This window comes from Acinetobacter sp. ACNIH1 (assembly GCF_002934695.1).
In the GTDB taxonomy this organism is placed as follows: domain Bacteria; phylum Pseudomonadota; class Gammaproteobacteria; order Pseudomonadales; family Moraxellaceae; genus Acinetobacter; species Acinetobacter variabilis.
Map to the genome: position 1 here is coordinate 737,808 of NZ_CP026420.1, position 17,089 is coordinate 754,896.

The 17,089-nt window shown below is 42.5% G+C and carries 18 protein-coding genes and 3 pseudogenes; 5 read left to right on the top strand and 16 right to left on the bottom strand.

The genetic code is table 11. The annotated features are described in order from the left end of the window. Window positions 1–129: 129 nt before the first annotated feature. From C3F22_RS03660 to C3F22_RS18485, 3 genes and pseudogenes are all read right to left on the bottom strand, one after another. Window positions 130–1,488, bottom strand: a pseudogene (locus C3F22_RS03660) (IS66-like element ISAba25 family transposase); the annotation flags it as partial. Window positions 1,489–1,562: 74 nt separating this feature from the next. Further along, a complete protein-coding gene (tnpB, locus tag C3F22_RS03665) occupies window positions 1,563–1,898 on the bottom strand; it encodes an IS66 family insertion sequence element accessory protein TnpB (protein WP_000618091.1) in 336 nt (111 codons plus the stop codon). After that, window positions 1,895–2,278 (bottom strand): annotated as a pseudogene (locus C3F22_RS18485) (transposase). The gene tnpB and the pseudogene C3F22_RS18485 overlap by 4 nt, the downstream one beginning before the upstream one ends. 86 nt (window positions 2,279–2,364) lie before the next feature. On the opposite strand from C3F22_RS18485, the pseudogene C3F22_RS03680 reads away from it, so the two are divergent. After that, window positions 2,365–2,583, top strand: a pseudogene (locus tag C3F22_RS03680) (IS5/IS1182 family transposase); the annotation flags it as partial. 176 nt (window positions 2,584–2,759) lie between these two features. Here the strand turns inward: C3F22_RS03680 and C3F22_RS03685 are convergent. Continuing rightward, entirely contained in the window at window positions 2,760–3,554 is a 795-nt protein-coding gene (locus C3F22_RS03685) for a nitroreductase family protein (RefSeq protein ID WP_005236685.1), read from the bottom strand. 73 nt (window positions 3,555–3,627) lie between these two features. Beyond that, window positions 3,628–4,428 (bottom strand): enoyl-CoA hydratase, encoded by an 801-nt coding sequence (locus C3F22_RS03690; protein ID WP_004784573.1) that lies wholly within the window; start codon window positions 4,426–4,428, stop codon window positions 3,628–3,630. A 101-nt stretch (window positions 4,429–4,529) separates the two neighbouring features. Between C3F22_RS03690 and C3F22_RS03695 the strand changes: the two genes are divergently transcribed. Both C3F22_RS03695 and C3F22_RS03700 read left to right on the top strand, forming a co-directional pair. Beyond that, complete coding sequence (locus tag C3F22_RS03695) at window positions 4,530–5,099, top strand: nicotinate-nicotinamide nucleotide adenylyltransferase (RefSeq protein ID WP_004784571.1); 570 nt, start codon at window positions 4,530–4,532, stop codon at window positions 5,097–5,099. 47 nt (window positions 5,100–5,146) lie between these two features. Then, window positions 5,147–5,710 carry a YceI family protein gene (locus C3F22_RS03700; protein ID WP_005236683.1) on the top strand — a complete coding sequence of 188 codons (564 nt, stop codon included), beginning with the start codon at window positions 5,147–5,149 and terminating at the stop codon, window positions 5,708–5,710. Window positions 5,711–5,756: 46 nt separating this feature from the next. Here the strand turns inward: C3F22_RS03700 and C3F22_RS03705 are convergent, their stop codons facing one another. Continuing rightward, window positions 5,757–6,659, bottom strand: coding sequence for a LysR family transcriptional regulator ArgP (locus C3F22_RS03705; protein WP_004784566.1), 903 nt, complete (start codon window positions 6,657–6,659; stop codon window positions 5,757–5,759). Between the two features lie 107 nt (window positions 6,660–6,766). Here C3F22_RS03705 and C3F22_RS03710 point away from each other — a divergent pair, with 107 nt between their 5' ends. Next, window positions 6,767–7,366 (top strand): LysE/ArgO family amino acid transporter, encoded by a 600-nt coding sequence (locus C3F22_RS03710; protein WP_004784563.1) that lies wholly within the window; start codon window positions 6,767–6,769, stop codon window positions 7,364–7,366. Window positions 7,367–7,440: 74 nt separating this feature from the next. On the opposite strand, the gene C3F22_RS03715 is transcribed toward C3F22_RS03710, so the two are convergent. From C3F22_RS03715 to dapD, 5 genes are all read right to left on the bottom strand, one after another. Continuing rightward, complete coding sequence (locus C3F22_RS03715) at window positions 7,441–7,899, bottom strand: peroxiredoxin (RefSeq protein ID WP_104426980.1); 459 nt, start codon at window positions 7,897–7,899, stop codon at window positions 7,441–7,443. Window positions 7,900–7,979: 80 nt separating this feature from the next. Next, window positions 7,980–8,441: a hypothetical protein gene (locus C3F22_RS03720; RefSeq protein ID WP_004784559.1), complete on the bottom strand. Its 462-nt coding sequence runs from the start codon at window positions 8,439–8,441 to the stop codon at window positions 7,980–7,982. 27 nt (window positions 8,442–8,468) lie between these two features. After that, window positions 8,469–9,137, bottom strand: a complete 669-nt coding sequence (gene queC / locus C3F22_RS03725) for a 7-cyano-7-deazaguanine synthase QueC (protein ID WP_104425888.1) — start codon at window positions 9,135–9,137, stop codon at window positions 8,469–8,471. A 33-nt stretch (window positions 9,138–9,170) separates the two neighbouring features. Then, entirely contained in the window at window positions 9,171–9,881 is a 711-nt protein-coding gene (gene queE, locus C3F22_RS03730; protein WP_104425889.1) for a 7-carboxy-7-deazaguanine synthase QueE, read from the bottom strand. Between the two features lie 131 nt (window positions 9,882–10,012). Continuing rightward, the gene (dapD, locus tag C3F22_RS03735) at window positions 10,013–10,834 is read right to left on the bottom strand and encodes a 2,3,4,5-tetrahydropyridine-2,6-dicarboxylate N-succinyltransferase (RefSeq protein WP_004784553.1); all 822 of its coding nucleotides are present in this window, start codon (window positions 10,832–10,834) and stop codon (window positions 10,013–10,015) included. A gap of 299 nt (window positions 10,835–11,133) precedes the next feature. Here dapD and carO point away from each other — a divergent pair, with 299 nt between their 5' ends. Further along, a complete protein-coding gene (carO, locus tag C3F22_RS03740; RefSeq protein WP_104425890.1) occupies window positions 11,134–11,859 on the top strand; it encodes an ornithine uptake porin CarO in 726 nt (241 codons plus the stop codon). Window positions 11,860–11,921: 62 nt separating this feature from the next. On the opposite strand, the gene C3F22_RS03745 is transcribed toward carO, so the two are convergent. From C3F22_RS03745 to cysT, 5 genes are all read right to left on the bottom strand, one after another. Beyond that, window positions 11,922–13,124, bottom strand: a complete 1,203-nt coding sequence (locus C3F22_RS03745) for an outer membrane protein transport protein (RefSeq protein WP_171284717.1) — start codon at window positions 13,122–13,124, stop codon at window positions 11,922–11,924. A gap of 119 nt (window positions 13,125–13,243) precedes the next feature. Then, window positions 13,244–14,167 (bottom strand): CysB family HTH-type transcriptional regulator, encoded by a 924-nt coding sequence (locus tag C3F22_RS03750; protein WP_004784546.1) that lies wholly within the window; start codon window positions 14,165–14,167, stop codon window positions 13,244–13,246. Window positions 14,168–14,219: 52 nt separating this feature from the next. After that, window positions 14,220–15,281, bottom strand: a complete 1,062-nt coding sequence (locus C3F22_RS03755) for a sulfate/molybdate ABC transporter ATP-binding protein (RefSeq protein WP_104425891.1) — start codon at window positions 15,279–15,281, stop codon at window positions 14,220–14,222. A gap of 11 nt (window positions 15,282–15,292) precedes the next feature. Continuing rightward, window positions 15,293–16,186, bottom strand: a complete 894-nt coding sequence (gene cysW, locus C3F22_RS03760) for a sulfate ABC transporter permease subunit CysW (protein WP_004784540.1) — start codon at window positions 16,184–16,186, stop codon at window positions 15,293–15,295. Beyond that, the gene (cysT, locus tag C3F22_RS03765) at window positions 16,183–17,016 is read right to left on the bottom strand and encodes a sulfate ABC transporter permease subunit CysT (protein ID WP_104425892.1); all 834 of its coding nucleotides are present in this window, start codon (window positions 17,014–17,016) and stop codon (window positions 16,183–16,185) included. Before cysT ends, cysW begins: the two co-directional genes overlap by 4 nt. Window positions 17,017–17,089: the final 73 nt, after the last annotated feature.

Consider the following 17,089-nt stretch of genomic DNA (forward strand, 5'->3'; position numbering starts at 1 on the left):
GATACCCCGCACCTTGCGGTGCCTCGTTACATTGTCGAAGGCGCTCTTTATTCAGCCTTCTAGATTCACCCGGTGACACGGGTGGTTCCCGCAGGGGGAACAACTTCATTAAGCGACTTCGTGTCGCACCTCTACCCAATTGTTGCATATCGGTAGATTGCCATCATCCAGATAGCGGCTTAAGGCTGGCCAACGCTTCAGAGTGTAATTGATAGCCTTGGCGGTGGGAGAACTCGATGGCACTGTCAGATGATGTTGGTTGAGCCATTCATATAGTTGTTGCATCACTGGTTGACTATGCTGTTGTCGGTATTCGCGGCGGTCTTCCGCTGTACCATCGGTCTTTTTCCTGAGTTCTGCTTCTATCGCATACAGTTTCTGAATCAGCACTAAGGCCTGTTCAGCAACCTGACTTTTCCCAGTTACATGCAGTTCATGGAATTTACGACGTGCATGGGCCATGCACCCCACCTCAATCACCTGGCCTGATTTAAAACGTGCTTTATAACCACTGTAATCATCACAGACTAGATAGCCCTGCCAGCCTTTCAAGAACTCTTCAGCATGCTGGCCTGAACGACTATCCTGAAAGTCATAGATCACCGCCTGAACTGGATTATACTGTGTGGTGGCATAGGCCCAGACATAACCTTTCTTCGGTTTTTTATTATTCTCACCCATCCGCATGATGGTGACCGGTGTTTCATCTGCATGCAGCACCCGCTGTTGCAGCACCACCTCTTTTAAGGCATTGGCCAGAGGTTCCAGTTCTACACCGCAGCGACCTATCCAATCAGATAAAGTGGATCTGGACAGATCAATGCCAGCCCGCTGATAGATCAGGCGCTGACGGTACAGCGGCAAATGATCGGCATACTTCGATACCAGCACATGGCTGAGCAATTCAGGTGAAGCAATGCCTTTATCAATCACATAGGCGGGCATCGCTTGCTGAGTTAGAGTGTCACACTGATCACAGACCCATTTACCACGCACATGCTGTTCCTTATAGAACTGTGCCGGTCTGAAATGCAGTTTTTCACTGACATCTTCGCCGATACGACGGAGTTGGCAGCCACAAGCACATTGGGTTGATGCAGGTTCATGCTCAATACGGATGGTGTGTAGATGATCTGGCAGTGGTCGACGTTTAGGTTTATTGGTTTTGGCTTTCTGTGTCGCTGCATTGGTTTTATCTGCATTTAGCCGTTCCAGTTCTAGATCAACCGCGGCAATATCTTCTTCAACCGCTTCATCCCAGAGATGGATTTGTTTTGCCGTTAAGTGTTCATTCTTTTGGGCGAATTTGTGCTTTTTAAACAGCGCCAGTTCATGCTCGTATTTTTGATTGAGAATAGAAAGATGTTGAACTTTGGCATCCAATTGTTGGTTTGATTGTGCTAGAGACTGATGCTGCAGCGCCAACTGCCTGGTGAATTCCAGCAGTTGTTCATGGGTCAGTTGGCTTAAGTCAGGCAGCGTATTCATGACCGCAGTATGCCTGAGGTCATGAGAAGAATGAAATAGAACGTTTGGAGAATAGCAGAATGGTCGAGCCTGGTTTAAAGCATCGTCACCACCTGCTGTCGTCCAATGCGCTGCCAGGGCAAACCTTGGATCAGTGCCTGTAACTGTTCCGGGCTGAGGGCCACGGTTTCACCTTGGTGAACTTGAGCCCAGTGAAATTTGCCCTGTTCCAGCCGCCGGGCACACAGCCAGATGCCCAATCCATCATGTACCAGCACTTTCATGCGATGGCCACGTTTATTACAGAACAGGTAAGCACAATGCGGTTTGATGTAGCCAAAGGCTCTCACCACCTGAGCCATGGTCGTATCCATACCTGCACGCATGTCCATGGGCTGAGTAGACAACCAGATTTCATCAATGCGGATCATGTTGCAAGTGCCTTGAGTAATTCTGCCAAGGCAGGTATTTCTGATGTCTGCCATTTTAGCTGAATATCATTATTCGTATGAGGCACGGTGATACACAACGTGATCCTCTCATCAATAGGTTGGCTGATTGCAGCAGTGTAAGGCAAAGCAATAAATGCTGGATTCACATGAGTAGGATCCTGCACGGCACCCTCATGATGGCTGAAGATCCTGATCCAACGACTGACAAGGTTGGCATTAATACTATGTTGCAGTGTGACCGAAGCGATCGAGGTATTAGGATTTTTTCAGGCATTGACAATACTGAGTTTGAATTCTTTGCTGTATTTTCGGCGTTTTTTAGCAACAGGAGGTGTTGCTGAATATATATCCATGTTCATGGATTAAGTCCCCACTTGTTTTTAGGTGGGAACTAAATTAAGGCTTATAGGATCGCTTGGTAAGGCTGTGTTAGCCGGATGCTTACCTTCGAACAATTAAGCGTTTAGGAAGAACTATTTGGAAGAAATGGTCAGGCTATCATCGGCGAAGTTTGGTTGAAACCAAGATGCATTGCATCAAATTGTTGGGGGATAAACTCAGTGCGAGAAATTTTCAAAGCCAAATCAATGAGATTCATGCACGTGTGGCAGTATTAAATAAATTTACGGACTTAGGCAGACCACATACCCGAGTTGTCACTTAAATTTGAGTAGATATGAGAAATCTTTACTTTTAATTCTTTGTGCAACAAAGCCGTTGTATGAGAAAACTATAAAATTATTATTTAGATTTTTCTAATATACTTAATTAAGCGACATCCATGTCATCAAATATTAAGTAAATTAATATTCTTAAATCCTTTAAATACTATTTTTAAACTCAAACCTTCTGAATAAACAGCTCTCGATCAAAACGATACTGCGGGAAGAACACACCATCTTTGGCACGTTCACCAGCACCAATCACCATCACAGGATATTGCTGGTCATTTAGGTCTAGAAGTTCACGAACCATCGGTTCATCGAAACCTTCCATCATACAGCTATCAAAACCATAAGCACGTAAAGCCAGTACCAGGTTCTCACAGGCCAATGCTGTGGTTTTACTTGCCCATAGCTTGGCATCGGCAGGACTAAATGCAGAAACAGGCATTTGTTTATCGAGTGTACGAGCTACTTTGAAAGCAACTTTCTTAAAGTTACCAAAGGCATTCAAATAACCGGTCTTGTAGTTATAGGGAATGTACTTGTAGTACTTTTTAATGGCTGGTGGAGCCTCAGGAAATGGAAACTCGCTGATATTCAGTTTTGCCATTTCATCTACACGGTCAGTACGTGCCACACAGACAATCAGCTCTGAAGCTGTTTTAGCAGCAAGCTGGCTCATACATGCTTTAACCAGACGTTTTTTCTTGGATGGGTTCTGCACCACATAAAAAGTCCACGGCTGCAGGTTTGAGGAGTTTGGTGCCAGCAAGGCCAGATCCAGACAGGCATCCAGTACTTCAGCAGGAATTGGCTTCTTGGTAAATTTACGCACTGAACGGCGGCTTTCGATGACCTTGCGGAAATTGTCTACATCAATATCCTGAGGAGCAGGTTCGTAGTAACGTTTCTTTTCAGGATTTGAACTATCGGTTGTTTGAGAAGTCGTTTGGGAGTTTTTATTAGTCATAAGCTAGATTCTTTCAAAAAAATAAAAGATTGAGGCAGTCTAAACTGCCTCAATTAAAAGATAAGTTTCAGAATTAGTTGAATTGTGTGAAATCAGGTTTCCGTTTTTGCATAAACGCCTGAACGGCTTCCGTCATTTCAGGTGAACCCACACGTTTCATAAATATCTCAGCTTCATCATCAATACACTCGATAATTTCAGCCAGATTATGCTTCATTAATGCTTTGGTCTGCTTAATGGAAGCAAGTGGTAAAGCAGCCAAAGTTTGTGCCTGTTTTTCAGCAGCAGCATAGACATCTTCCTCAATGCTATTTACCAGACCTGCACCCAATGCTTTTTCACTATTAAATCGTTGTGCAGTAAGCAGTAACTCAGCTGCTTTATGATAGCCAGCTTGTTGTACTAGCAGTTTACTTGAAGCGCCTTCAGGCGACAGGCCAAGGCTAACAAATGGAATTTGGAACAGGGCAGTATTGTCACTATAAACCAGATCAGCATGCAGCAGAATCGTTACCCCGATCCCAATCGCTACACCACGAACGGCAGCAATTAGAGGCTTGGAAAATTTTGCAGCGGACTTCAACAGCACAAAAGGAGGGGTATCGCCAGCCTTACCTTGTAGAGGCGTCTGAATAAACTTCATGAAGTCCTGCATGTCATTGCCGGCACTAAAGTCTGCATCCTGACCACGTAGAATCACGACACGCACACTACTATCCTGATCTGCTTCATCCAGTGCCTGTGCGATCCATAGATATAGTTCGCCGTAAAGCGCATTTTTTGCCTCAGGACGGTGAATGGCTAAGGTCAGTACGCCATTGTCTAAATTCGCATTTAAATGCTGATGCGGTTGTTGAATACAGCTCAGTGTCATCGTACTATCCTTGCTTTATTAATATGAATTTATTGGCGCTTATTATGTCGCAAAAAATTCCCTGTGGCATAACTGATGCGTTCATAAAAGTAAGATGTGCTATGAAATATAAATTTGATTACCTGGTGTTTATTGGTCGTTTTCAACCTTTCCATCTGGCCCATATGCAAACGATTAAAATTGCCTTGCAGCAGAGCCAGCAGGTGATTCTGGCATTAGGCTCAGCACAGCAAGAACGCAATATTAAAAATCCATTTCTAGCCACTGAACGTGAAGAAATGATCCTGTCGAATTTTTCTGAAGCAGATCAGAAGCGCATTAAATTTGTCCATGTCATTGATGTCTATAATGATGAAAAATGGCAAAAACTGGTGAAATCGCTGGTGTCTGAAGTAGTTGAAGCAGAAGCAAAAGTTGGTCTAATTGGACACTTTAAAGATGAATCTTCTTATTATTTAAGTTTGTTCCCAGAGTGGGAAATGGTGGAACTCGATAGCTTGGTGGGTGCAATTTCAGCTACCCCGTTACGTGAAGCGTATTATCGCGGTGAAGTGGTGGAATCAGCTTTTCCTTTAGGCACCAGTGAATTTTTACATAAATTTAAAAATAATGAGATTTATCAACAATTGGTCAACAAGTTTGAACTAAATGATAAAACAAATCTCGGCTGAAACCGTTTTAAGGTAGTGAGTTCATTTGATTGTTAAGGATGAACACAATGAATCTATTCCTGAAACATATAGCTTATGCGGGCGCTCTATCTGCTATGTGTATATCGGCTGCGTATGCTAAAAGCTGGACATTGACGCCTCAAAGTAGTGTCGGCTTTAGCATTAACTCCTTGGGTTTGAATGTGGTAAAGGGAAATTTTCAAGAGTTCAAGGCAACCATGCAGTTTGATCCCGATAAGCCAAAACAATCATCTACTGAGTTCACTATGCAGGTGGATAGCTTGGAGGTTTCCAAACCCAGCCTTAAAAATATGATTATGGGTGAGGACCTGTTTCATGCATCTCGCTATAAAACAGTCAATTTCAAAAGTACGCAGTTTAAGCCAAATGGTACGAATCGTTATCAGGTCATGGGTCAACTTACTCTAAGAGGTGTTACTCGACCAGTGGTATTCGATACCACGCTGACACCGAACAAGGGTAATCCTAATTTACTCGATGTGAAATCCACCACGGTGATTAATCGTTCAGATTTTGGGATGAAGAAAGCCACTGCAGGCGTGGGTGAAAAAGTTAATATTCATTTAATGGGGCAGTGGAAAACCCAATAATGTGATATTCAATTTCTGTGAATTCGACAGGACATCATAGAACTGTTTAATGAACTGGATTATTCATACATTGTTCTGCCTGTTCAAGAATGACTTTGGTTAACTGTTTTAGAGCGGGAGACTGCTGTTTCCAGTGATGCCAATATAAAGGTACATCACAACTGCATTCAGGTAGTATCTCGATCAATGTCCCATTTTGAATCCGGTCCGCAATTTGATAGTCCGGAACCAAACCATATCCTACTCCAGAAAAAATAGCATCCGCAAAGGCGGTCGAGGAGGGGATATAGTGAAAAGGAAAACATTGCTGGTTTAAGCCAAATTGAGCCAACAGTAGATGGCTATGTAAATGATCCTGATCATTATAAATCACAGCGGGTGCCTTACGCAGTGATTCCCGGTGAATGCCTTGTTTAAACCAGGAATGCACAAAGGCAGGTGTTGCGACCATTCTATAATGCATCTGTCCAATAAAATGAGCCTTACAGCCTGGCATGGCTTCACTCTCACTGCTAATACAGGCATTGACTTGACCCTGCTCTAGAAGCTTATGAGTTTCACTTTGAACAGCAACCTGAAGATTCAAAGTAATTTTCTCTGCAAGCAGAGTGGTGTTCAGACAGGGAAATAACCAGGTTGCAAGAGAATCTGCATTTACCGCAATATGAATCGAGCTAAATTCTGCTTTATTTTGACCATTTAATTGCTGGATTAATTGTTGCTGCAACAGACGTTGATGCTGCAAATAATTCAGTAAGGTTTGACCGGCATTGGTCACTTTACAAGGACGCTCACGTAGCACTAGAACTTGCCCCAAATCTCTTTCCAGATTCTGTACTCTTAAAGTGACTGCTGAAGCCGTAATATTTAATACTTTTGCGGCAGCATCAAAACTTTGGGTTTCTGCGACGGCTAAAAAAGCATCACAGTTTTTAGAATTAAGTGGCATAGCTTACCTAAATAAAATTTAGTCTGAATGATATTTTCTTAATTATATTTAATTGAAAAGAATAACATAGATAATGATCTCCATCTTTATAATTCCATGATATTCCAATGTTAAATGCATATATACAAGGTCTGGCGGTAGGCTTTAGCCTGATTATTGCCATTGGTGCACAAAATGCTTTTGTATTGAAACAGGGTTTGAAACAGCAGTATGTCTTTGCGATCTGTATGTGTTGTGCCTTATCTGATGCGATATTGATTTTTGCCGGTGTTCTGGGATTTTCACAATTGATGCTGGTCAATCCGCACTGGATCAATATGGCGAAATATCTGGGCGCGACTTTTCTGGCGATCTATGGCGCTCAGCATTTTTATCAGGCCTGGAAGAATGAGCAGCGTCTGGACACAGATCAAAAAGATGTGCCTTCTTTATATAAAGTTTTGCTGATCTGTTTAATGCTGACCTGGCTCAATCCGCATGTCTATCTGGATGCTTTGGTCTTGATTGGTTCCATCTCCACCCAATATTCCAATGCACAGATACAATTTGCTTTAGGAGCGATTAGTGCGTCCTTTGTATTCTTTTTTGGACTGGGCTATGCAGCACGTTATTTGCAACCTATTTTTCAGCGACCACAAGCCTGGAAAATATTGGATATACTTATTGGCTGTGTAATGTGGTCGATTGCGGTTTCTTTAGTGAATTGAATTATTCTTTGCAGCAACTCTAAAGAAGAAGGCATGATATTTCTATGCATGCCTTTTTGATTTTATGAAACACCTTAAGCAGCCTGTAAAGCTTTCAAATCTTCTAAAACCTGTTCAGCATGGCCAGCAGCTTTTACCTTGCGGTATTCTTTGACCAGTTTTCCATTATGGAAAATGAAGGTAGAGCGTTCAATGCCCATGACTTTCTTGCCATACATATTCTTTTCTTTAATGACATCAAAGTGCTTGCATAACACTTCTTCTTTATCACTGATCAGATTAATGGTCAGATTCTGTTTTTCAGTAAAGTTCTGATGCGCTCTAACTGAGTCACGTGATACGCCCAAAATAGTCGTATTCAGTGCATCAAACTGATCTTTTAAACAAGAGAAGCCGACTGCCTGAGTAGTACAGCCAGGTGTCGAATCTTTAGGATAAAAATAGATCACCAGCCATTCTGCATTTAATTGGGCCAGATTAATTTCACCTGTAGTGGTCGGAAAAGTGTGCTCAAGTAAGCTGATCTCAGACATGATCTCTCCAATTTTTCTAAATTTTTTCAAAAAAATAAGCCACATTATAGTGGCTTATCCTAGAAAAACATCCGTCAGGATTATTTCTTTTGAGCGGCTTTATTGGCTTCTGCAGCAAGTGAATTTAATTTACCTGCGAGCTGTGGGCCTACACAAGACTGCACGTTCTGGCTTTGTTTTTTAACAAAGTCTAAAGTAGCAGGGTTTTTCTTCTGGTTGATGGTGCTTTGAATCTGCCATTTCTGAGCTTGAGTTAATTTACCTTCTGCATCCACTTCACATGTACAAAGCTTATTCACATCAGACTGAGTCAGTTTTTTGTACTTCACTGCCTGTTTGTAGGGAATAGCGCAGGCTTTAATTAAACCGTCACGCACATTTGAACTGCTTCCAGCATTTTTCATGGCAGTTGTATATTCTTTTTTCATCGCCTCAAATTCTGCTTTTGCCTTAGCTTGATCATTATTTGCAAAAGATGCAGTTGAAAATAGGGCAGACAAAGAGAGTAGGGTAGTCGCAAGTAATTTGGCTTTAATATTCATAATATGGATTTATAACCTTGATCGATTTTAAAGGTAATAACGTGTCGGGTCTTCAACACCTGCATCAGCAAAACCTTGCTTGCGTAAACGACAACTGTCACATGTTCCACACGCACGTCCTTGGTCATCTGCTTGGTAGCAAGATACCGTTTGACTGTAGTCTACGCCATGTTCTAGGCCTAAGCGAATGATATTTGCTTTGGATAAATGTAACAAAGGTGTTTCAAATTTCAGGGCTTGACCTTCAACACCGACCTTGGTTGCAAGGCGTGCCATATTGGCAAAAGCTTCAATAAATTCCGGGCGGCAGTCTGGATAACCTGAATAATCCACCGCATTAATCCCGATCACAATTGCCTCTGCACTGAACACTTCTGCAGCGGCCAAAGCATAAGATAAGAAGATGGTATTTCGTGCAGGCACATAGGTTACCGGAATACCTTCCTGCAATTGGTCTGGTACCTCAATGCTATGATCAGTAAGGGCTGAGCCGCCCAAGTTACCTAAATCAATATTGATGACACGATGTTCTACACCCGAGCGTTGAGCCAGCGCGCGAGCTGCATCAAGTTCTGTAGTAGAGCGTTGGCCATACATAAAACTCAGTGCGATACATTCATAGCGTGCCTGCGCCCAAGCCAGACAGGTTGTTGAATCTAATCCGCCAGATAACAATACAATGGCACAAGGGCGCATAACAAATACTCCAATATAGTAAATTTACAAAAATTAACGACCAGTTTCATCATTCCATAACAACTTGTGCAGCTGCAGCTGGAAACGAACAGGGAGATGGTCTTCTAAAATCCATTGAGCCAGATCACGTGCCAATTGTGGCAAGTGTGCAGCTCCTTTTTCAACTGCAAAGGCAGGGGAGAACCAGACCGTACTGACTTTTTCATTCAACTGATACTGTTCTACCTGCTGTTTTGACCATTCATAATCTTCACGATTACAGATCACAAACTTAATCTGGTCATGCTGAGTTAAATGATCCAGATTTGTAAGCAAATTTCGTGCAACTTCACCTGAAGTTGGTGTTTTTAAATCCAGAACTTTAGATACCCGTGCATCCACTTTAGAAACATCTAACGCACCGCTGGTTTCTAAAGAGACTTCACAGCCTAAATCTGCAAGTCGCTGCATCAGGGGCAGGGCGTTCGGTTGAGCCAATGGTTCACCACCGGTCACACACACATAAGGCGTTTTAAAATCAAGCGTGGTCTGGATGATGTCATCTAAAGATTTTCGCTCGCCACCTTCAAAAGAATAGGTAGTATCGCAATAGGTACAGCGCAGCGGACATCCGGTTAGGCGGATAAATACGGTCGGTAAACCTGCGGTATTGGCTTCACCTTGTAATGAATAGAAGATCTCCGTAATGCGTAAGCCCGCAGACGGATCAGAAACTGGAATTGCGGAAGATCGAAGCGTATTCATAACAACATTAACCACTGAAAAATAAATAACAATGTATAAAAATAAAAATCCCTACGATCATTGCTGACCGTAGAGACGAGGAGCGGTTGAAGCTCCGAGGAACACAAATGTGTCCTCTAAGTTAAGACATCTTAGTCTTCGCGAAGCAGATCGTTCAGGCTAGTTTTAGCACGAGTTTTCGCATCTACTTTTTTCACGATTACAGCTGCATATAAGCTGTATTTACCGCATTTAGATGGCAGGCTGCCTGATACCACAACAGAACCAGCAGGTACGCGGCCATAATGGATTTCGCCAGTTTCACGGTCATAAATCTTGGTAGATTGACCAATGAATACGCCCATTGAAATAACAGAACCTTCTTCAACAATTACACCTTCAACGATTTCAGAACGTGCACCGATGAAACAGTTGTCTTCAATAATAGTTGGGTTAGCTTGAAGCGGTTCAAGAACACCACCGATTCCTACACCACCAGACAAGTGAACATTTTTACCGATTTGAGCACATGAACCTACAGTTGCCCAAGTATCGACCATTGTACCTTCATCTACATAAGCACCGATGTTCACATAAGAAGGCATCAGTACCACGTTTTTCGCCTGGAAAGAACCTTTACGTGCTACTGCAGGAGGAACAACACGTACGCCAGCAGCTTTAAACTGCTCGTCAGTCCAGTCAGAGAATTTAGTATCTACTTTGTCGTAGAAGCGAAGATCACAAGCTTCCATTGGTTTGTTATCGTTTAATTTAAATGATAACAATACCGCTTTCTTAATCCATTGATGAACAACCCATTCACCTTCGATTTTTTCAGCAACACGTAAAGTACCATTGTCCAGGCCAGCAATTACTTCCTCAACTGCTTGACGGATTTCAGCAGGACAGTCTGCTGCTGTGAAATTCGCACGGTCTTCAAACGCTTGTTCAATGATTGTTGAAAGCTGAGACATGATCTTCCTTCCAGAAAAAAATTTCCGATATTTTACACTATATTGCTCTAAAAAGATGGAAAACTAGGAAGGGTGCTGAATTAAATTCGCAAGTAAAGTGATTAGTATCCTTTTCGTATTTTAAATATGTACAAACATTGTTTAAAAAAGGCTTATCATTCAACAAGAAAAATTAATATGTATCAAAAAATAACAAAAGCTCAGCAAAACACGAATAAAAAATATTCATTGACTCCTTTATATTGAGCTCATCACGAATAACTAATGATGAAAAAAAAGTTCTTTTGAGGAGAGAAATAATGAAAGCTTTATATCAACTTTTAGCAGTATCCGTTCTAGCTGCCACAGCTGGATCTGTCATGGCTGCTGATGAAACAATTGTAACAGATGAAGGCGTAGCTGAATTCTCTTTCTTTAAACCTGCAGCTGTTCGTGCTGAAGTCGGTACTACCGGTTATGGTGGCGCGATCTCTTGGAATGCTAACCCTTATGTAGGTGTTACTCTAGGTTATAACGGTGGTGATATTTCTTGGTCAGATGATTTATCAGTTAATGGAACAAAATATGACCTGGATATGGACAATAACCTGACTTATTTAAATGCTGAAATTCGTCCTTGGGCGAACTGGTTCTATATGGCAGCAGGTGTGGCTTATATCGATAATGATTATGGTCTACGTGGTCGTCCTGGCACAGATGGGGAAATCAGAATTGATGGTTCTACATTTGGAGCAGATGTAGGTGATGTAGTAGGTAGTTTATCTTATAAAAATAATATCGCACCTTATGTAGGCCTTGGCTTCTCTCCAGCAATTACTAATCGTTGGGGGGTATTCGGTGAAATTGGTGCCTACTATAATGGTAATCCTACTGTAGATTTATATAACACAGGTAGTCAGATAGCAACAAGTGTAAATGGTCGTCCAATTACAGATGCAATTGATGCTGAAAGAGAAAAAATTCGTACAGACAATAAATACGAATGGCTTCCAGTAGCAAAACTGGGTGTCAGCTTCCGCTTCTAAATCATAGCTGCTAAACCTAATAAAAAAACGAGCTTCGGCTCGTTTTTTTTATTTATTAGAAACTATTGAAAGTGATAGCCCAACTTCATACCGACCACCCAAACATTGTTATCATCCACTGCAGATAAGCCTACGAACTGGGGTATAGCAGTGTTTGTATCTGTTTTAGGCTTTTGGAATTTTAAATAATACATTCCTGTAGCGAAATCCCAATGTTTTAGAAAATTCTGAAAATAGCCCAAACCCACCCCCCAATAACCATCACTTGGATTCAAGGTGGAAGCTATATTTCCCGTACCTGAGTCCCATAAGATTTCAAAAGAATGAATAACAGAAGAAGGCCATTGATGTGCGATTCCAAGTTTGGCTGACCATTGATCCTCCTGATAATCGATCATCTTGATATCTTTTACTTCAGGAAACTCCAAAGCGGCATAATCAATCACTGTACCGAATTTCGGTGGTTGAATGACAAAATCTTGCCAATTTACCCAGCGTAAACTCGCATAAAAAATATTCTGAGAGGGAAGTCCGCTCTGAATATCTAAATTAATAGATTGAGGTGTTTGTACTTTCGTAAAGCTTGACGTAGGTATACCGACTGTAATTGATTCTGTGGTTTCCAGTTGATGGTTTATGGTCGAACGATAAGTTAACGCCGTTCTAAAGAAATACTCAGGAATTTGGTAGCTCATTCCAGCGAGCCAACCCCAGGCAGCATTTTGTTCAAGCTGAACATGATAACCTTTAAAGACCGAAAAAGATTCACCTACCAAACTTAGATTACCTTCTAAGGTCTGATAACTTAGCCCTGCATAGAGATTCCAGTTTGGATCAGGCTGATATCCAAGAATGGAAGTCAGATTATGACTATCAAACTCAATATCGGCTGCTTCAATCTCTGTAGGTTCACCTGCAAAAATTGGACTATATTGATATGCAACATCGACATGGAAGGGCTGATCGTAAATGAGTCCCCAAGAGATCTGTGGGTGAAGCTGTAATTTTAATGCCGCATTGGCAACCAGCTGATTATTCGCAAGTTGACCCGTAGAAAAATCCTGAATACCTAATTGTTCTAATATTTCGGTATGCTGTACTTGACCGCTAACATTAGGATTCGTCCAGGCAAATGAGACTTCAGCATAATGATCCTTTTCAAAAAAGGACTGGATGGTTTGATTAGATTGCTCAAAAGCGGCAGCAAAACTTGTCCCAGAAAAAATCAGTCCACATCCCAAGAGGGAAAATTTGTAGCTCATCATTAATATAATTTATTTATTGAATTATACTGTGATTATGCTTGATTTTTAATGAAATAATCTACTGGTAAAATTGAAAAAAGAGGCGATAGGCCTCTTCAATTTAGAAAGTACAATCCATATTATTCATCTGGATAAGCGACTTTTTTCAGTGCCTTGATATCTGCATCTGGTGAGCATAAAGAAATAAACTCATAACCATATCCACGTAATAAGTGGCCTTTACGTACTGCAATCCAGGTAGTATTTACCCCAAAAATATCGGTTTTAATCTGTTTTAGGCGATAGTCACGTTCTGGATCATAAGCCAGATCATTGACAATGCCAACACCCATGTTGAGCTCGACATAAGTTTTAATCACATCGGCATCCAGAGCTGACATTACAATATCCACATCTACACCGGCTTCTTCAAAGGCTGAGTCGATTTTAGAACGGCCTGTGAAACCACCATGATAAGTAATAATCGGATAGCCAGCGAGGTCTTCAATACGAACCTGTTCTTTGCTATTCAACGGGTGATTTTGCGGCGTAATAATACTGTGCTGCCAGTTATAATAAGGCACACTCGCCAAATTTTCTTCAGTCGTTAAGGCTTCAGTCGCGATTCCGATATCTGCTTCACCCTGAAGAAGCATTTCGGTGATTTCCATTGGACTGGCTTGTTGCAAAATCAGATGAACTTTCGGAAATTCTTTTTTGAACTGATTTACGATTGGTGGTAATACATAACGTGCCTGGGTATGCGTCGTTGCAATCGTTAATGTACCTTCATCGACCTTGTTAAAGTCATCTGCAAGACGTTTAATATTGTCTGCATCAACCAGCATACGTTCTACAATACCAAGAAGTGCCTGACCTGGTTCAGTCAGTCCTAATAGGCGTTTACCTTTACGGATAAATAGCTGTACACCAAGCTCATCTTCTAAATCTTTAATATGCTTACTGACACCTGACTGCGAAGTGTAAAGCGCGGCTGAAGCTTCAGTTAAGTTAAAATTCTGTCTAACAGTTTCTCGAATAATTCTTAGTTGTTGGAAATTCATAATTCTTTACCCTATAAGAGGATGGGGCATTTAAAAGCCCCATCTTGCAGTCTTACGCGACCTGGTTTTCAAATAAATGCAGATTTAATGCACTCAACCAAACAGTTTGATCCGGACGGAATTGATGAGCGCGAGCTTCTTCTGGTGTCAGTGAAATTTCAATCAGATTGCCTTGGCGATCATTCAGTTCCGCAACAACTTTTCCTGCAATCCAGAGTTCACGAATAAACGTGGCCTGAATCGCATTCTCTTGTGGTTGTGCATGAATACGCAGTTCATCCGGGCGAGCGAAGACAATGACATTACCCTGAGCTGCCTGTTTAGCGGCATCGAACTGGATACGGTCTTCACCTAGCTGAATGATGCCGCCATTGTTCTGACCTTCGAAACGGTTAGCTTGTCCCAGGAAGTCAAACACAAATGGTGTTTTCGGTGTTTCATACACTTCACGTGGTGAACCGATCTGTTCCACATTGCCTTTGTTCATCACCACGATCTGATCAGCAACTTCTAAGGCTTCTTCCTGGTCGTGAGTGACGAAAATTGAAGTAATGTACAGTTCATCATGCAGGGTACGTAACCAGCGGCGTAGTTCTTTACGGACTTTGGCATCTAGTGCGCCGAACGGTTCATCCAGTAACAGTACACGTGGCTCAACGGCTAGTGCACGAGCCAAAGCAATACGCTGACGCTGACCACCTGAAAGCTGAGCCGGGTAACGGTCAGCCAGGAAGCCAAGTTGTACCAGATCAAGCAAGCGGGTCACGCGTTTTTTAATTTCAGCTTCTGATGGACGAGTAGAGCGTGGACGGACACGTAGACCAAAAGCCACGTTGTCAAACACAGTCATGTGACGGAACAGGGCATAGTGCTGGAATACAAAACCCACTTCACGTTCACGGACATGAACATTGGTTGCATCCTGTCCTTCCAGAATCACCTGACCACCGTCAGCAGATTCCAGACCAGCAATGATACGCAATAGAGTCGTTTTACCGCAGCCTGAAGGGCCGAGCAGGGCAACCAGCTGACCATCCGGGAAATCCAGGGAAATGTTTTTCAGTGCATGGAATGCACCAAAGTGTTTTTCAATATTTTTAACTTGAATACTCATGTGGGCATTCCTTAAGAAACTGTTGAATCGTCATTACGTTTGTCTTGTTTTTCCTGGCGCAGTTCGACCCAGGTTTTCAGAACCAGAGTCACAATTGCGAGGAGAGCCAGGAGCGATGACACGGCAAACGCAGCGCTAAAGGTATATTCGTTATATAGAATTTCGACGTGTAGCGGCAAAGTATTGGTTTCACCACGAATATGGCCAGAAACCACTGATACTGCACCGAACTCACCCATGGCGCGGGCATTACACAGAATTACGCCGTAAATCAGACCCCATTTGATATTTGGCAGGGTCACTTTCCAGAAGGTTTGCCAGCCAGATGCACCAAGTACAATCGCAGCTTCTTCTTCTTCAGTACCTTGCGCTTCCATTAAAGGGATCAGCTCACGTGCTACAAAAGGTACGGTAATGAAGATCGTTGCTAGAACAATCGCAGGAACGGCGTAAAGGATCTTGATGTCATTATCCATCAACCAGCCACCCATCCAGCCTTGAGTACCGAAAATCAGTACCAGCATCAAACCTGCAATAACAGGTGATACTGAGAAAGGCATATCGATAATGGTGGTTAAAATTGACTTACCAGGGAAGTTAAACTTCGCTACTGACCAGGCTGCAGCTACGCCGAATATTACATTCATTGGTACCGCGATCACAGCCGTTAGTAAAGTCAGTTTGACCGCAGATAAAGTATCTGGATGAACAAGGGCTTGCGTATATACGCCAACCCCTTGTTTAAATGCTTCAACAAAGACCAGAACCAAAGGCAGGATCAGGCAGCTTAAAAAGAAGATCAGTGCAATCGCAATCAGGGTATAACGTACCCAGGTCGGCTCACGAGTCGCATCGCGGGATTGCAGCTTTTCAGCCAGCGCATTGCTGTTGGTATTTAAACTCATCGTGCAGTTCTCCCGGTACGGCGGCTCGCCCAAGCTTGCAATAAGTTAATCAGGAAGAGCATTACAAAGGAAATGAGCAGCATCACTACAGCAATTGTGGTTGCACCGGCATAGTCATATTCTTCCAGACGGGAAATAATCATTAAGGGTGCAATTTCAGTTTCAAAGGGCTGATTACCGGCAATGAAAATGACCGAGCCATATTCACCGATACCACGTGCAAAGGCCAATGCAAAACCTGTGATCAGTGCTGGCAGCAGAATTGGGAAAATGACTTTGGTGACGATCTGGAAACGGTTTGCACCAAGTGCAGATGCCGCTTCTTCCAGTTCGGTTTCTAAATCAGAGAGAACCGGCTGTACCGTACGGACCACAAAAGGAATACCGATAAAGATCAAAGCCAAGGTAATACCGATCGGGGTATAAGCTACCTTGATGCCGATGGGATCCAGATATTGACCAATCCAGCCAGTCGGTGCATATAAAGAAGTCAGAGCAATACCGGCAACTGCGGTTGGCAGGGCAAAAGGCAGATCGACCAGTGCATCGACAATACGTTTGCCCGGAAAGCTATAACGCACCAGACACCATGCCAGTAACAGGCCAAAAACTACATTAATCAAAGCAGCGATAATGGCTGAACTAAAGCTTAGCTGTAATGATTTCAAGATACGTTCAGAGCTCAGGATTTCCCATAAGCCTTCCCAGCCAATGCCGAGTGATTTAATAAAAACGGCAGAGAGCGGGATCAGAACGATTAATGACAAATACGCTAGGGTAAAGCCTAGAGAAAGACCAAATCCTGGCAGCACTCGGGATCGCTGCGACATGATTACTCCTCAAAAGAGAGAATGCTGGTTAAAGTTAACCAGCGAAAATTAGAAAATAGAATCGGCACAAGCA

What these genes read in the sequence shown, in the direction of transcription:
- C3F22_RS03700 (WP_005236683.1), top strand. Translation starts at nt 5,147, where the DNA reads ATGAATCTATTCCTGAAACATATAGCTTATGCGGGCGCTCTATCTGCT.
- queE (WP_104425889.1), bottom strand. Translation starts at nt 9,881, where the DNA reads ATGAATACGCTTCGATCTTCCGCAATTCCAGTTTCTGATCCGTCTGCG.
- C3F22_RS03710 (WP_004784563.1), top strand. Translation starts at nt 6,767, where the DNA reads ATGTTAAATGCATATATACAAGGTCTGGCGGTAGGCTTTAGCCTGATT.
- dapD (WP_004784553.1), bottom strand. Translation starts at nt 10,834, where the DNA reads ATGTCTCAGCTTTCAACAATCATTGAACAAGCGTTTGAAGACCGTGCG.
- C3F22_RS03690 (WP_004784573.1), bottom strand. Translation starts at nt 4,428, where the DNA reads ATGACACTGAGCTGTATTCAACAACCGCATCAGCATTTAAATGCGAAT.
- C3F22_RS03695 (WP_004784571.1), top strand. Translation starts at nt 4,530, where the DNA reads ATGAAATATAAATTTGATTACCTGGTGTTTATTGGTCGTTTTCAACCT.
- C3F22_RS03745 (WP_171284717.1), bottom strand. Translation starts at nt 13,124, where the DNA reads ATGATGAGCTACAAATTTTCCCTCTTGGGATGTGGACTGATTTTTTCT.
- queC (WP_104425888.1), bottom strand. Translation starts at nt 9,137, where the DNA reads ATGCGCCCTTGTGCCATTGTATTGTTATCTGGCGGATTAGATTCAACA.
- carO (WP_104425890.1), top strand. Translation starts at nt 11,134, where the DNA reads ATGAAAGCTTTATATCAACTTTTAGCAGTATCCGTTCTAGCTGCCACA.
- C3F22_RS03715 (WP_104426980.1), bottom strand. Translation starts at nt 7,899, where the DNA reads ATGTCTGAGATCAGCTTACTTGAGCACACTTTTCCGACCACTACAGGT.
- C3F22_RS03720 (WP_004784559.1), bottom strand. Translation starts at nt 8,441, where the DNA reads ATGAATATTAAAGCCAAATTACTTGCGACTACCCTACTCTCTTTGTCT.
- tnpB (WP_000618091.1), bottom strand. Translation starts at nt 1,898, where the DNA reads ATGATCCGCATTGATGAAATCTGGTTGTCTACTCAGCCCATGGACATG.
- C3F22_RS03750 (WP_004784546.1), bottom strand. Translation starts at nt 14,167, where the DNA reads ATGAATTTCCAACAACTAAGAATTATTCGAGAAACTGTTAGACAGAAT.
- C3F22_RS03705 (WP_004784566.1), bottom strand. Translation starts at nt 6,659, where the DNA reads ATGCCACTTAATTCTAAAAACTGTGATGCTTTTTTAGCCGTCGCAGAA.
- C3F22_RS03755 (WP_104425891.1), bottom strand. Translation starts at nt 15,281, where the DNA reads ATGAGTATTCAAGTTAAAAATATTGAAAAACACTTTGGTGCATTCCAT.
- cysW (WP_004784540.1), bottom strand. Translation starts at nt 16,186, where the DNA reads ATGAGTTTAAATACCAACAGCAATGCGCTGGCTGAAAAGCTGCAATCC.
- cysT (WP_104425892.1), bottom strand. Translation starts at nt 17,016, where the DNA reads ATGTCGCAGCGATCCCGAGTGCTGCCAGGATTTGGTCTTTCTCTAGGC.
- C3F22_RS03685 (WP_005236685.1), bottom strand. Translation starts at nt 3,554, where the DNA reads ATGACTAATAAAAACTCCCAAACGACTTCTCAAACAACCGATAGTTCA.